This window comes from Mesorhizobium sp. B2-7-2 (assembly GCF_006440775.1).
Taxonomy (GTDB): Bacteria; Pseudomonadota; Alphaproteobacteria; order Rhizobiales; family Rhizobiaceae; genus Mesorhizobium.
The window spans coordinates 1-15,293 of the sequence record NZ_VFTZ01000004.1; the positions used below are offsets into that span (position 1 = coordinate 1).

Annotated in this window: 12 protein-coding genes; 10 read left to right on the forward strand and 2 right to left on the reverse strand. The window is 63.4% G+C overall.

Features of this window, described 5'->3' with window-relative positions:
* The first annotated feature begins 249 nt into the window (after positions 1–249).
* The 10 genes from rimP (at position 250) to FJ425_RS06880 (ending at position 12,719) form a co-directional block, all read left to right on the forward strand.
* Positions 250–882: a ribosome maturation factor RimP gene (gene rimP / locus FJ425_RS06835; RefSeq protein WP_140629422.1), complete on the forward strand. Its 633-nt coding sequence runs from the start codon at positions 250–252 to the stop codon at positions 880–882.
* A 46-nt stretch (positions 883–928) separates the two neighbouring features.
* A complete protein-coding gene (nusA, locus tag FJ425_RS06840) occupies positions 929–2,524 on the forward strand; it encodes a transcription termination factor NusA (protein WP_095765964.1) in 1,596 nt (531 codons plus the stop codon).
* Positions 2,525–2,556: 32 nt separating this feature from the next.
* Positions 2,557–3,207: an RNA-binding protein gene (locus tag FJ425_RS06845; RefSeq protein WP_140546986.1), complete on the forward strand. Its 651-nt coding sequence runs from the start codon at positions 2,557–2,559 to the stop codon at positions 3,205–3,207.
* Positions 3,204–5,780: a translation initiation factor IF-2 gene (infB, locus tag FJ425_RS06850; RefSeq protein WP_140629426.1), complete on the forward strand. Its 2,577-nt coding sequence runs from the start codon at positions 3,204–3,206 to the stop codon at positions 5,778–5,780. The genes FJ425_RS06845 and infB overlap by 4 nt, the downstream gene beginning before the upstream one ends.
* A 123-nt stretch (positions 5,781–5,903) precedes the next feature.
* Positions 5,904–6,320, forward strand: coding sequence for a 30S ribosome-binding factor RbfA (rbfA, locus tag FJ425_RS06855; protein ID WP_140722549.1), 417 nt, complete (start codon positions 5,904–5,906; stop codon positions 6,318–6,320).
* Entirely contained in the window at positions 6,321–7,280 is a 960-nt protein-coding gene (truB, locus tag FJ425_RS06860; RefSeq protein ID WP_140722551.1) for a tRNA pseudouridine(55) synthase TruB, read from the forward strand.
* A gap of 209 nt (positions 7,281–7,489) precedes the next feature.
* Entirely contained in the window at positions 7,490–8,584 is a 1,095-nt protein-coding gene (gene corA / locus FJ425_RS06865) for a magnesium/cobalt transporter CorA (protein WP_140722554.1), read from the forward strand.
* A 147-nt stretch (positions 8,585–8,731) separates the two neighbouring features.
* The gene (rpsO, locus tag FJ425_RS06870) at positions 8,732–9,043 is read left to right on the forward strand and encodes a 30S ribosomal protein S15 (RefSeq protein ID WP_281407501.1); all 312 of its coding nucleotides are present in this window, start codon (positions 8,732–8,734) and stop codon (positions 9,041–9,043) included.
* A 383-nt stretch (positions 9,044–9,426) separates the two neighbouring features.
* Entirely contained in the window at positions 9,427–11,577 is a 2,151-nt protein-coding gene (pnp, locus tag FJ425_RS06875; protein WP_140722557.1) for a polyribonucleotide nucleotidyltransferase, read from the forward strand.
* A 131-nt stretch (positions 11,578–11,708) separates the two neighbouring features.
* Positions 11,709–12,719: a class I SAM-dependent methyltransferase gene (locus tag FJ425_RS06880; protein ID WP_140722560.1), complete on the forward strand. Its 1,011-nt coding sequence runs from the start codon at positions 11,709–11,711 to the stop codon at positions 12,717–12,719.
* An 87-nt stretch (positions 12,720–12,806) separates the two neighbouring features.
* On the opposite strand, the gene FJ425_RS06885 is transcribed toward FJ425_RS06880, so the two are convergent.
* Both FJ425_RS06885 and fabI read right to left on the reverse strand, forming a co-directional pair.
* Positions 12,807–14,360 carry a bifunctional diguanylate cyclase/phosphodiesterase gene (locus FJ425_RS06885; RefSeq protein WP_140722563.1) on the reverse strand — a complete coding sequence of 518 codons (1,554 nt, stop codon included), beginning with the start codon at positions 14,358–14,360 and terminating at the stop codon, positions 12,807–12,809.
* A 102-nt stretch (positions 14,361–14,462) separates the two neighbouring features.
* Positions 14,463–15,275: an enoyl-ACP reductase FabI gene (gene fabI, locus FJ425_RS06890; protein WP_140629444.1), complete on the reverse strand. Its 813-nt coding sequence runs from the start codon at positions 15,273–15,275 to the stop codon at positions 14,463–14,465.
* Positions 15,276–15,293: the final 18 nt, after the last annotated feature.

Below are 15,293 nucleotides of genomic sequence, written 5' to 3' on the forward strand. Positions count from 1 at the left end.
GTCCCATACATAATTCCCTACCGTGTTATCGGCGAGGAGATCGAGATACTCACCGTGATGCATGCGGCCCAGCGATGGCCACGCCAGTTGTAGACACCACCGCTAGCCTGTGCCTGAAGGCTTGAAACGCCGGCGGCAATCGTCTATATCAACCTCAAATTCTTGGTCGGTATGACGAAGAGTGGGTCCACCCGGTCCCGCTCTTTTTTGTTACCTGCCCGGCCGGAAGCAAAAAGCGACAGGGATCTGATGACTGCAGCGGCAAGCGAGGCCGACGACCGTATCATCCGCGAAAGCGGCATCGATGCGCGCATTGCGCTGATCGTGCAGCCGGTGCTCAAGGCCATCGGCTTCCGGCTCGTGCGGGTGCAGTTGACTGGCCAGAACGGGCTGACGCTGCAGATCATGGCCGAACGCGAGGACGGCACCATGACCGTCGAGGATTGCGAAGAGGTCAGCCGCGCCGTGTCGCCGGCGCTCGATGTCGATGATCCGATCGAAAAAGCGTATCATTTGGAAGTTTCCTCGCCAGGCATCGACCGGCCGCTGGTGCGCAAGTCCGATTTCACCGCCTGGACCGGCCATCTGGTCAAGCTGGAGACTTCGGTTCTTGTCGGCGACCGCAAACGCTTCAAGGGCAAGATCGCCGAGGCGGATGCCGATGGCATCCTGATCGAGCGCGACAAGGCGGCCTATGGCGAAGAGCCGACGGTGCGCGTGCCTTATGACGCGATCGCCGAGGCCCGGCTGGTGCTGACCGACGATCTCATCCGCGATGCACTGTCGAAGGACAACCGGGCGCGCAAGGAAGCCAGGAAGCGCCGTGGCGAAGCGGAAGACGCCGCCGACGGCGAGGAAAATGAAACCGAACAGGAAAGTTGATTGAGTAGCCGGGCCATATGCCCGGCGCGAAATCGGGAGAAAGACAATGGTTGTAAGCGCCAACAGGCTTGAACTGCTGCAGATCGCCGACGCGGTCGCGCGTGAAAAGTCGATCGACAAGCAGATCGTTATCGCCGCCATGGCCGATGCGATCCAGAAGGCAGCGCGTTCTCGTTACGGCCAAGAAACCAACATCCGCGCCGACATCAATCCGAACACCGGTGAGATGAAGCTGCAGCGGCTGATGGAAGTGGTCGAGAAGGTCGAGGACTATGCGACGCAGATCGCGCTTTCAACGGCGCGCGAGCGCAACCCCGACGCCCAGATCGGCGACTTCATCGCCGAGCAGCTGCCGCCCATGGATTTCGGCCGCATCGCCGCCCAGTCGGCCAAGCAGGTCATCGTGCAGAAGGTGCGCGAGGCCGAGCGCGATCGCCAGTATGACGAGTACAAGGATCGCATCGGCGAGATCGTCAACGGCACCGTCAAGCGCGTCGAGTACGGCAATGTCATCGTCGATCTCGGCCGAGGCGAGGCGATCATCCGTCGCGACGAGCTGATCCCGCGCGAGAACTACAAATATGGCGACCGCGTGCGGGCCTATGTCTATGACGTGCGCCGCGAGCAGCGCGGCCCGCAGATCTTCCTGTCGCGCACCCATCCGCAGTTCATGGCCAAGCTGTTCACCATGGAAGTGCCGGAAATCTACGACGGCATCATCGAGATCAAGTCGGTCGCCCGCGATCCGGGCTCGCGCGCCAAGATCGCCGTCATCTCGCGCGATTCCTCGATCGATCCGGTCGGCGCCTGCGTCGGCATGCGCGGCAGCCGCGTCCAGGCGGTGGTCGGCGAATTGCAGGGCGAGAAGATCGACATCATTCCGTGGTCGCCATCGGCCGCGTCCTTCATCGTCAACGCGCTGCAGCCGGCCGAGGTCGCCAAGGTGGTGCTGGACGAGGACGCCGAGCGCATCGAGGTGGTGGTGCCGGATGACCAATTGTCGCTGGCCATCGGCCGCCGCGGCCAGAACGTGCGCCTTGCCTCGCAGCTCACCGGCTGGGATATCGACATCCTGACCGAGCAGGAAGAAAGCGAGCGTCGCCAGAAGGAATTCGTCGAGCGTTCGGCGCTCTTCATGGAAGCGCTCGACGTCGACGAGATGGTCGGCCAGGTGCTTGCCTCCGAAGGCTTCACCAGCGTCGAGGAAGTCGCCTATGTCGACTCTGGCGAAATCTCCTCGATCGATGGCTTCGACGAGGACACCGCTTCGGAAATCCAGACCCGCGCCCGCGAATATCTGGAGAAGATCGAGGCCGAGCACGACGAAAAGCGCAAGGCGCTGGGCGTCAAGGACGAGCTGCGCGACATCCCCGGCATTACCACCGCCATGATGGTGACGCTCGGCGAGGACGGCGTGAAGACGGTCGAGGACTTCGCCGGCTATGCCGCCGACGATCTGATCGGCTGGAAAGAGCGCAAGGACGGCGAGACCAAGGTCTATCCGGGCGTGCTCGCCAGCCACGGCGTCTCGCGCGCCGAGGCGGAGCAGATGGTGCTCGCCGCCCGCAAGCAGGCCGGCTGGATCACCGAGGAAGAACTCGCTGCCGAAGAGGCAGCGGCCGACGAAACCGTCGGTGCGTGAGGTGACCGCCAATCGCAAAGCCCGTGGACGAGATGAACGATCGCACTTGCATCGTTACGCGCAGGCAGGCCGAAGCGGATGAACTGATCCGCTTCGTCGTCGGCCCGGATTCGGCCGTCGTTCCGGACATCAAGAGAAATCTGCCCGGCCGCGGTTGCTGGGTTACTGCCGATCGCCTACATATCGAGAAGGCAGCGGCCAAGAACCTGTTTGCCCGTGCCTTCAAGGCGCAGGTGACCGTTCCGGCCGATCTCGGCGGCATGGTCGACGGGCTGCTCTCCAGATCCGCTCTGGGCATGCTTGGCCTTGCTCGCAAGGCTGGCGCCGTCGTCCTTGGCGCCGCCAAGGTCGAAGGTGCGGTGCGCGACGGGCAGGCGCTTCTGGTGCTGCATGCGACCGAGGCTTCGGACGACGGTGTCCGCAAGATCAGTCAGGCGCGGCGGGCAACCGTCCATCTCGGCGGACCGGCCATCCTTGCCTACAAACTTTTCCCCGAAGCCGAGTTGAGCTTGGCATTGGGGGGTACAAATGTGATACATGCTGCCGTTCTCGCGCAGGACGCGGGACAGGCGGTTGAGAAGCGCGTAGTGGCGCTCGACCGATATCGGGGCGGTACCCCGAACGATCTGGCAATGCTTGCGGCCGTTGCTGACGAAGATGATGCCGCAGAGGATATGGAATGAGCGATACGAAATCGGGCGACGACAAGACGTTGAGCGTGACGCCGAAGAAGACCTTGACGCTGAAGCGCCCCGGCCTCGAGCAGGGCACTGTGCGCCAGAATTTCTCGCATGGCCGCACCAAGTCGGTCGTGGTCGAGACCAAGAAGCGCAAGTTCTCGCTGCCCGGCGACAAGCCGGAGCCGGTGGCTGCGTCCGTCTTCACGCCGAAGCCCGCCGCTGCCCCTGTTGCCGCCGCCCCTGTCGTGCAGGAAGCGCCGAAGGCGCCGCCTCCACCGCCGGAGCGTTCCGGCATGGTCCTGAACGAGCTCTCGCGCGGCGAGATGGAAGCGCGCCGCAAGGCGCTGGAAGGCTCCAAGGCCCGCGAGGCCGAGGATCGCCAGCGCGCTCAGGAAGATGCCAAGCGCCGCGCCGAGGAAGAGGAACGCCGCAAGCGCGAGCGCGACGAATCCGCGCGCCGTCAGGCCGAGGAGGAGGCACGCCTGCAGACTGAGGCCGAGGCCCGCCGGCGCGCCGAGGAAGAGGCTCGCCGCCGCGCGCCGCTGGCGGCGGAGGTCGCCACGGCTGATGACGAGGAGGAGGCCAAGCCGAGGCGCACCGGTGCCGGTGCCGCGAGTGCGCCGCCGCGCCGTCTTGCGACGCCGGAAGTGGCAAGGCCGGCCAAGCCGACAAAGGGCGAGGAAGATCGCCGCCGCGGCAAGCTGACGCTGAACTCGGCGCTGTCGGATGACGATGCGCGCGCCCGCTCGCTGTCGTCGATGCGTCGCCGCCAGGAAAAATTCAAACGCGCGCTTCACAATGAGCCGCGCGAGAAAGTCATGCGCGAAGTGATCCTGCCCGAAACCATCACCATCCAGGAACTGGCGCAGCGCATGTCCGAGCGCGCCGTGGACGTGGTCAAGTTCTTCATGAAGCAGGGCCAGATCCTGAAGCCGGGCGACGTCATCGACGCCGACACGGCTGAGCTGGTCGCCTCCGAATTCGGTCACACCGTCCGCCGCGTCGCCGAGTCCGACATCGAAGAAGGCCTCTTCAACATCGCCGACCGCCCGGAAGACCTTGTGTCGCGTCCGCCGGTCGTGACCATCATGGGCCATGTCGACCACGGCAAGACCTCGCTGCTCGACGCCATCCGCAACGCCAATGTCGTCTCCGGCGAGGCCGGCGGCATTACCCAGCATATCGGTGCCTACCAGATCGAGAAGAACGGTCAGAAGATCACCTTCATCGACACGCCCGGCCACGCGGCCTTCACGGCCATGCGCGCCCGTGGCGCGCAGGTTACCGACATCGCGGTGCTGGTGGTGGCGGCCGACGACAGCGTGATGCCGCAGACGATCGAATCGATCAATCACGCCAAGGCGGCCGGCGTGCCGATCATCGTGGCCATCAACAAGATCGACAAGCGCGACGCCGACCCGCAGAAGGTACGGACCGAACTGCTGCGCCACGAAGTGTTCGTGGAATCGATGGGCGGTGAGGTGTTGGACGTCGAGGTTTCGGCGACCAAGGGCATCAATCTCGACAAGCTCTTGGAAGCGATCCTGCTGCAGTCCGAGGTCCTCGACCTCAAGGCCAATCCCGACCGCACCGCCGAAGGCGCGGTCATCGAGGCGCAGCTGGACAAGGGACGCGGTCCCGTCGCCACCGTGCTGGTGCAGACCGGCACGCTGATGCCGGGCGACATCATCGTCGCCGGCAACGAGTGGGGCCGTGTGCGCGCGCTCGTCAACGATCGGGGCGAGCATGTGCCGGAAGCGCCGCCGGCAATGCCGGTCGAGGTGCTTGGCCTCCAGGGCACGCCGCAGGCGGGCGACCGCTTCGCCGTCGTCAACAACGAGGCGCGCGCCCGTGAGATCACCGAATACCGCCAGCGCCTGGCGCGCGACAAGGCGGTGGCCAAGCATGCCGGCCAGCGCGGCTCGCTCGAGCAGATGATGTCGCAGCTGCAGACGAGCGGATTGAAGGAATTCCCGCTGGTCATCAAGGGCGACGTGCAGGGTTCGATCGAGGCGATCAATGCCGCCCTTGAAAAGCTCGGCAATGACGAGGTGCGCGCACGCATCGTCCATGCCGGCGCCGGCGGCATCACCGAAAGCGATGTCTCGCTCGCCGAGACGTCCGGAGCGGCGATCATCGGCTTCAACGTCCGTGCCAATGCGCAGGCGCGTGCGGCCGCGGCCGCGGCCGGCATCGAGATCCGCTACTACTCGATCATCTACAACCTCGTCGATGACGTGAAGGCAGCGCTTTCCGGCATGCTTTCGCCGGAGCGGCGCGAGACCTTCATCGGCAATGCCGAGATCCTCGAGATCTTCGACATCTCCAAGGTCGGCAAGATCGCCGGCTGCCGTGTCACCGAAGGCAAGGTCGAGCGTGGCGCGGGTGTTCGCCTGATCCGCGACAACGTCGTGATCCACGAAGGCACGCTGAAGACGCTGAAGCGCTTCAAGGACGAGGTTGCGGAAGTGCCGGGCGGTCAGGAATGCGGCATGGCCTTCCAGAACTACGAGGACATGCGTGTCGGCGACGTCATCGAGTGCTTCCGCGTCGAGATGGTAACCAGAACGCTCTAATTCGGGTATACTTGCCGAATAATAACGGGCGGCGGCCGAAAGGCTGCCGCCCAGATCCTTCATGCATGTTGAGACATGTGGCGCGGTCCCATCCCGCGCTTCACGATTTCAGGACCAGAGAAAATGCCCCGTTCGACACCGTCAGGCCCCTCCCAGCGCATGCTGCGCGTCGGCGAGCAGGTGCGCCATGCCCTTTCCGAGACCTTGCAGCGCGGCGAGATCATCGATCCGGTGATCGAGAACAGCGTCGTCTCGGTGTCCGAGGTGCGCATGTCACCCGACCTCAAGATCGCCACCGCCTTCGTCTCGCCGCTTGGCGCAGGCGATGAAGGCGCCGTGATCGAGGCGCTCAACAGGCACGCGAAATTCATCCGCGGCCGCGTCTCCGGCGCGCTTAGGCAGATGAAGTACATGCCGGAGTTTCGCTTCAGGCTCGACACTTCCTTCGACAATTTCGCGAAGATCAATGAACTGCTGAAATCGCCCGAAGTCGCGCGCGATCTCGGTGACGACAAGAACAACGACAAGGACGAGGAATAGGTGGCGCGTCGCGGCAAGAAGAAGGGGCGGCCGGTCTCCGGTTGGGTGGTGCTGGACAAGCCGGTCGGCATGGGCTCGACCGAGGCGGTTTCCAAGATCAAATGGCTGTTCCAGGCCGAGAAGGCCGGCCATGCCGGCACGCTCGACCCGCTCGCTTCCGGCATGCTGCCGATCGCGCTCGGCGAGGCGACCAAGACCGTTCCTTATGTGCAGGACGGCGCCAAGGTCTACCGCTTCACCGTCGCCTGGGGCGAAGAGCGCTCGACCGACGATCTCGAAGGCCCGGTGACCAACTATTCCGACCGTCGGCCGGACGAGGCGCAGGTGAGGGCGCTGCTGCCGAAATATACCGGCGTCATCATGCAGACGCCGCCGCAATTCTCGGCCATCAAGATCGCCGGCGAGCGCGCCTATGACCTTGCCCGTGAAGGCGAGACAGTCGAGATACCCGCGCGGGAAATTGAAATCGGCCGTTTGGATATTGTCGAGCATGGCACCGACAAAACCGTCTTCGAGGTCGAATGCGGCAAGGGCACCTATGTGCGCTCGCTGGCCCGCGACATGGGCCGCGATCTCGGCTGCTTCGGCCACATCGCCGAATTGCGCCGCATCGAGGTCGAGCCGTTCACGCCGGAGGATTTCGTCACTGTCGCCGAGCTGGAAGCGGCTCGCTTTGGCGAAAAGAATGACGACAAATCCGATGAAATGGACGCTCCGGTCGATTTCAGCGCCATCGATGCGCTGCTTGTCGAAACGGCGGCGGCGCTCGACTGCCTGCCGCAGGTCGCGGTCAGCGACGACGCGGCGACGAAGATCCGCCTCGGCAATCCCGTCATCATTCGCGGCCGCGACGCGCCGGTCGAGGCCGAGGAGGCCTGTGCCACCGCGCGCGGCAAGCTCGTCGCTATCGGCGCCATCGAGCAGGGCATGTTCAAGCCCAAGCGGGTCTTTGTCGGGTGAATCCGGCCTAGCGCATGTCGCCCAAAAGTGCGCAGCGGTTTGGGAGAACGACATGCGTCAACACAAGACTTAAAGCGCGTCGACTCAATCCGTCTCAGCGCGACGCGCTTTAAGTGTTTGTTATTACGCAATTCCGGACGGGAAACCGCTGCGCACTTTTGCTGGAATTGCTCTAATCTAGGCCGAATGCTGAGTTCCGAGGATATCTCATGGCCAAGGCTGATGCAGGCAAGAAGCGGGCATCGCTGACAACCCGCCGGCCACCGGTCGGGGCGTCGCCAGGCACGCTTATCGCCGATCCGGCGGCGCGGCGCAGCGAACTGCGGCTGACGCTGATCTCGCCCGAGAAATACAAAACCATCGACAATGCCTCGATCGACGATCTCAACGCGCATTGCGAGAAATGGCCTGTCGTCTGGCTGGATTGCACCGGACTTGCCAATATCCCGCTGATCGAGGAGATCGGCCGCATCTTCAGCCTGCACCCGCTGGCGCTGGAGGACGTCGTCAACACTGGACAGCGGCCCAAGGTGGATTTCTTCGAGGATCATGCCTTTGTCGTCATGCGCATGATCGACGATGTCACCTCGCATCGCTACGAGCAGATCGCGCTGTTCTTCGGCGGCAATTTCGTCGTCACGTTCCAGGAGCGCGAAGGCGATCCGTTCGATCCGGTGCGCAAGCGCATTGCGGGCGCGATGCCCAACCGCCTGCGCTCGCGCGGCGCCGATTATCTTGGCTATGCGTTGATCGATGCCATCGTCGACAGCTATTTCCCACCGATCGAGGCGGCGAGCGAATTGGTCGACGGCATCGAGGACGAGATGCTGAATAAGCCGCACAAGCACCAGATGCGGAAGCTGCATGAATTGCGGCGCGACGCCAACGTGCTCAAAGGCGTGCTGTGGCCGATGCGCGACACGCTGGCGACGCTGATCCGCAACGACGTGGCCTTCGTGAAGGCGGAAACCAAGATCTTCTTCAACGACACGCTCGACCATTCGCTGCGTCTGATCGAGCTGGTCGAGAACCAGCGCGACATGCTCACCGGCCTGATCGAGATGCATGTCTCGCTGACCCAAGCCCGCACCAACGACGTCATTTCCTATTTGACGATCGTCTCGGTGATCTTCATGCCGCTGACCTTCCTGGTCGGCGTCTGGGGGATGAATTTCGATCCGCAAAGCTCGCCCTGGAACATGCCGGAGCTGAAAGCCTATTACGGTTATCCGGTGGCAATTCTGTTCATGGCGCTTGTCGCCGCCGGACTGATCTTCTTCTTCAAATGGAAGAAGTGGCTATAGCCGCTGAACCCTTTGTTTTCGTGGCAAGACCTGCGACAAGCCGGCTTGACATTTGGGCTGGTGTTTATTCCGGAATTGGACTATATGCGCCGCAGCTTCGCGCCCTGACGCGTCGCTTGCACTGGCCCCTGCTGGACGACATCCCGGCTGTGGGCGTCCCGTTTCCTCCAACAGATAAGGAAAAGCACGATGTCGATCACTGCCGAACGCAAGAAGGAATTGATGACCGAATTCGCAACCGCCAAGGGCGACACCGGATCTCCGGAAGTCCAGGTTGCCATTCTTTCCGAGCGCATCAAGAACCTGACCGAGCACTTCAAGGACCACAAGAAGGATAACCATTCCCGCCGTGGCCTGCTTGCTCTGGTCTCCCAGCGCCGCAGCCTGCTTGACTACCTCAAGCGCAAGGATGACGGGCGCTATCAGACGCTGATCGACAAGCTCGGTCTGCGTCGCTGACGAATTGACCGGCGGGTCTTCCTCGGAGGGCCCGCCGGTCGCGCATTGGCGCATCGGTCGATCCGGTGCGATAATGGCGGAGCGCGACGCGCTCTAGAAATTTCGCATTCGCGCAGGGCGCGTTCCGGAAACAGCGGTTTCCGGCGTCATGCGCAAAAGCCGGCCGATCGGTCGGCCAAACACGGTTCCGGACGCGCAGAGGGCCATTCGGAACCGCCCCATGGACGGTCATGGGGCAGGATTGCAGGATGCTCGCTTGGGCTTATGAGCCGGACCTACGAGCTTCCCGTTGTCTTGCCCGTGGCTGCCCGAAGGAAGCCAGGAAAGGGAGAACCCGTGACCGTTAGGACGGCGCGGCCCTTTCCGCATATGAAGGACAAGACATGTTTAATCAACACAAAGTGGAAATCGAATGGGGCGGCCGTCCGCTCATCCTGGAAACCGGCAAGATCGCACGCCAGGCTGACGGCGCGGTGCTCGCCACCTATGGCGAGACCGTCGTTCTCGCCACCGTCGTTTCGATGAAGGAACCGAAGCCCGGCCTCGATTTCTTCCCGCTTACCGTCAACTACCAGGAAAAGACCTACGCCGCCGGCAAGATCCCGGGCGGCTACTTCAAGCGTGAGGGCCGCCCGAGCGAAAAGGAAACGCTGGTTTCCCGCCTGATCGACCGCCCGATCCGCCCGCTTTTCGCCGACGGCTACAAGAACGACACCCAGATCGTCGTCACCGTCGTCCAGCATGATCTCGAGAACGATCCCGATATCCTGTCGATCGTGGCCACCTCCGCTGCGCTCACGCTTTCCGGCGTGCCCTTCATGGGCCCGATCGGCGGCGCCCGCGTCGGCTACATCAACGGCGAATATGTGCTCAATCCGCATATCGACGAAATGCAGGAATCCAAGCTCGACCTCGTCGTTGCCGGCACCGGCGACGCCGTGCTGATGGTCGAATCCGAGGCCAAGGAACTCTCCGAGGAACTGATGCTCGGTGCCGTCGTGTTCGGCCACAAGAGCTTCCAGCCTGTGATCGACGCGATCATCAAGCTGGCCGAGGTCGCCGCCAAGGAGCCGCGCGACTTCTCCGCGCCGGATTACTCCGCGCTTGAAGCCGAGATGCTGAAGATCGTCGGCGACGAGCTTCGCGAGGCCTACAAGATCACCGACAAGCAGAAGCGCTATGCCGCCGTCGATGCAGTCAAGTCGAAGGTCAAGGCCGCGTTTGCGCCGGCCGAAGGCGAAGAGGCCAAATACACGTCCGAGCAGATCGGCTCGGTGTTCAAGGAGCTCCAGGCCAAGGTCGTGCGCTGGAACATCCTCGACACCGGCTCGCGCATTGACGGCCGCGACCTGAAGACGGTCCGCAAGATCGTCTCCGAAGTCGGCGTCCTGGCGCGCACCCATGGTTCGGCGCTGTTCACGCGCGGCGAGACCCAGGCGCTGGTCGTTGCCACACTCGGCACCGGCGAGGACGAGCAGTATGTCGATTCGCTGACAGGCATGTACAAGGAGAAGTTCCTCCTTCACTACAATTTCCCGCCCTACTCCGTCGGCGAGACCGGCCGCATGGGTTCGCCGGGCCGCCGCGAAATCGGCCACGGCAAGCTCGCCTGGCGCGCCATCCGCCCGATGCTGCCGAGCGCGGACCAGTTCCCCTACACGCTGCGCGTCGTTTCGGAGATCACCGAGTCCAACGGCTCGTCCTCGATGGCGACCGTCTGCGGCACCTCGCTGGCGCTGATGGATGCCGGCGTGCCGCTGGCAAAGCCGGTCGCCGGCATCGCCATGGGCCTGATCAAGGAAGGCGAGCGCTTCGCGGTGCTCTCCGACATCCTCGGTGACGAGGACCACCTCGGCGATATGGACTTCAAGGTCGCCGGCACCGCCAACGGCGTCACCTCGTTGCAGATGGACATCAAGATCGATGGCATCACCGAGGAGATCATGGGCATTGCCCTGGCCCAGGCCAAGGACGGCCGCCTGCATATCCTCGGCGAGATGGCGCATGCGCTGTCCGGCGCCCGCGCCGAGCTCGGCGAATTCGCCCCGCGCATCGAGGTCATGCATATCCCGACCGACAAGATCCGCGACGTCATCGGTTCCGGCGGCAAGGTGATCCGCGAGATCGTCGAGAAGACCGGCGCCAAGATCAACATCGAGGACGACGGCACGGTCAAGATCGCTTCGGCGAACGCCAAGGAGATCGAGGCGGCGAAGAAGTGGATCCACACCATCGTCGCCGAGCCGGAAGTCGGCGAGATCTACGAAGGCACCGTCGTCAAGACGGCCGACTTCGGCGCGTTCGTCAACTTCTTCGGCCCGCGCGACGGTCTCGTCCACATCTCGCAGCTCGCCAATGAGCGCGTCGCCAAGACCTCGGACGTCGTCAAGGAAGGCGACAAGGTTTGGGTCAAGTTGATGGGCTTCGACGAGCGCGGCAAGGTCCGCCTGTCGATGAAGGTCGTCGACCAGGCGACCGGCAAGGAAATCGTCCAGGACAAGAAGAAGTCGGACGGCGAGGAAGACGCCGCCTGATCGGTTTGACCGAATAATCTACAACGGGCGCGCCGCGAGGTCGCGCCCGTTTTGTTTCAGGGCAGTTCCAGGAAAGCGGCACCCGTTTCCGTCCGGAATTGCGTCGGGCAAAGGTCCTACGGAGCAGGTGAATGGCCGCGGAGCCGCTGAAGACGCTGTTCTACCCGTTCGAGGCCGAGGCGCTGCCTCTGCCGCGAAAGCATGCCCGTGTCCTGTTTCTCGGCGCCGAGCCCGGCTTCCGCTTGCCCGCCGGCTTCGAGGCGGCGCTGCATCTCGTGCAAGGCTTTCGGCCAGATTTTCGAACGCTGCAGGCGTCCGGCTACGCGGTCACGCCGCGCGCCGAGGATACCGGCTTCGACCTGGCGTTGGTGCTTGCTGGCCGTCATCGCGGCCAGAACGAGCAGCGCGTCGCCGAGGCGATAGAGCGCGTCCTGCCGAGTGGGCTGGTCGTCGTTGCCGGTGGCAAGGAGGACGGCATCGACAGCCTGCGCAAGCGGATCAACGCCCTGGTGCCGCTCGAAGGCCATCTGCCGAAGCATCACGGCGTTGCCTTCTGGTTCAAGCGAGCCGGCGCGGAGACGGCCGCGACGCTGCGCGCCGGCAACCCCGATGTGATCGTCGAAGGCCGTTTCAAAACCAGGCCTGGCATGTTCTCCTTCGATCGCATCGACGCCGGTTCGAAACTGCTGGCCGCGAACCTGCCTGACGATCTCAAAGGCAACGTCGCTGATTTCTGCGCCGGCTGGGGTTATCTGGCGGCGGAAATCCTGCTGCGCCCGCAAGGCCTCACCGCACTCGATCTCTACGAAGCGGACTTTGACGCCCTGGAAGCAGCCAGGTTGAATGTCCACGGCGGCGCCATCGAGCCGCGTTTCTTCTGGACCGATTTGCTCACCGAGGCGGTCGAACGGCGCTACGACGCGATCGTCATGAATCCACCCTTCCACCGCGGTCGCGCGTCCGAGCCGGAGATCGGTGCCGGCATGATCCGCGCCGCGTCGAAGGCGTTGAAACCGGGCGGCCGCCTGTTCATGGTCGCCAACCGCCAGCTTCCTTACGAACAGGCGCTCTCGGCGATCTTCGCCAGCCATGCCGAGATCGCCCGCGACGGCATGTTCAAGGTGTTTTCGGCGCGCCGCTGAAGCAATCAAGCAAAAGCGTACAGCGGGTGGATTCGGCGCCTTCGCCGTAGCCTTGCATCCACAATTGCGGTGGGAAAAATGCTTGTTCTATTGCAGGCTGACGATGCGGGCCGGCTCGTGCGTGCCGAAGGCGGACCGCGCTTCGCCAAGCTCGACCTTGAGCGGAGCCGGCCGGCCGAACAGATAGCCCTGCACAACCTGGCAGCCGGCCGCTCGGAGCAGGGTGGCCTGGTTCTCGGTCTCTACGCCTTCGGCGATAATGCCCACGCCCAGCGCCCGTGACAGGCCGACAATGGTCGACACGATTGCGCCGGAGCTGGAATCGGTGTCGATGCGGCTGACGAAGGAACGGTCGATCTTCAGCTTGCCGAAGGAGAAATCGATCAGGTAGCTCAAATTGGAATAGCCCGTGCCGAAATCGTCGACGGCCACGGAGATACCCATCTCGGCAAGCTGTTCCAGGATGGCTGCGGCGCGGTCGCGGTCCTGCATCATCGCCGTCTCGGTGACCTCGAGCTCCAGCCGCGAGGGCTTGATGCCGGTCGATTCCATCACCTCCCGCACGATGCCGACGAAATCCCTGGTCATGAACTGGACAGGCGAGATGTTGACGGCGACGAAGCATTCCTCCGGCAGGTACCGGGCGTCGCTGCAAGCCTTGCGCAGCACCCACTCGCCGATCGGATTGATCATGCCGGTTTCCTCGGCGATCGGAATGAATTCCATCGGCGGGATCATGCCGCGCTCCGGGTGCTTCCAGCGGATCAGCGCCTCATAACCGACGATGCGGCCGCTCGGCAGGTCGAGCTGCGGCTGATAGTGGAGGCTGAAGTCGCCTCGGTCGAAGGCGGTTTTCAGCTCCGACTCGATCCATTGCCGATAGTCCGCAACGCGGCCCATGTCGGCATGGAAGACAGACCAGTTGCCGATGCCGCTGGCGCGCGCGTTCTGCAGCGCAAGGTTCGAGCGGCGCAGGATCAGGACCGGGTCGACGCCGTCCTTTGGCATCGCCACGATGCCGACCGACAGGCTGACCGACTGCAGATGCGTCTGCAGCTGATAGGGCTCCATCATCTCGTTGATGAGCTTCTCGATCAGCCGCTCGATCGAGCCCCTGATCTGGCGATCCGGCAAAAGCACCGCGAATTCGCCGGCGCCGATACGGCCGATCACCGCATCCTTCGGCATATTCTCCGTCAGCCTGCTTGTGAAGGCGCGGATCAGTTCGTCGCCCTGGCTGTAGCCGATGGCGTCGTTGATCTGCTTGAAGCGGTCGATATCGATGTCGATCAGGAACACCGGCTCGCCGGTTCGGATCGTTCCGGAAGCGGCTTCGGCTATCTTGCCGACCATGGCCTGGCGCGACAAAAGGCCGGTCAGCTTGTCGAAATGGGTTTCCTTGAAGACATAGGCCGCGGATTCATCGACGCCGGCAAAGAACGAGAGTGCTGCTCCGCCGGCGGCAAGGGCGCAGAGCGCGGCAATGACGCCGGCCATCGTTTCGGCCGGCATGCCGGCCATGCCGTCGCCGAAGCCGAACCTCAGCCCCCACAGTCCAAGGATGAAACTGCCCATCCCCGAACTGGCGATGGTGATCAGCCGGAACAGCGGAGTCCGTTTGGGATTGCTGACTGCAGGCATGCATTGTCCCCAGATTGCGGGGCCTTATAGCGGATATCTCCTTAAAATGAGTTTCCGCCGATGCATCCAATTTTACTGGAACGCAACTGTCGGCGCCGCGAACTATTCCCGCGTGCCGTCGGTCTGCTTCAATTCCTCCAGTGCCGGCATCGAAACGATGTGATAGCCGGAATCGACATAGTGGATTTCACCGGTGACGCCCGACGATAGATCGGAAAGCAGGTAAAGCGCCGAGCCGCCGACTTCGTCGATGGTCACGGTGCGCCGCAAAGGCGAATTTCGCTGCTGGTAGGAGAACATGTGGCGGGCATCGGACACGCCGGAGCCGGCCAGCGTCCGCACCGGCCCGGCCGAGATGCCGTTCACCCTGATGCCGCGCGGGCCGTAGTCGTTGGCCAGGTAGCGCACGCTGGCTTCCAGCCCGGCCTTGGCGACGCCCATGACGTTGTAGTTCGGCATCACCCTGACCGAGCCGGCATAGGTGAGCGTGATCATCGAGCCGCCATTGCCCATCAACGCGGCGGCGTTGCGGGCGATCTCGGTGAAGGAATAGCAGGAGATCACCATGGTGCGCACGAAGTTGTCGCGGCTGGTGTCGGCGTAAAGGCCCTTCAGCTCGTTCTTGTCGGAAAAGCCGATGGCGTGCACCACGAAATCCAGCCCGCCCCAGGCCTCGCCAAGGGTCTCGAAGGTCGCGCTGACCGAGGCGCTGTCCTCGACATCGCAAGGCACGATCAGCGAGGCTCCCACTTTCTCGGCAAGCGGCTTGACCCGCCGCCCGAAGGCGTCGCCCTGATAGGTGAAAGCGAGCTCGGCCCCATGTTCCGACAGCTTCTTGGCGATGCCCCAGGCAATCGAATGGTCGTTGGCAACACCCATGACAAGCCCGCGCTTGCCCTTCATCAACCCTTCCATGCCTGGCAATCCTTATGA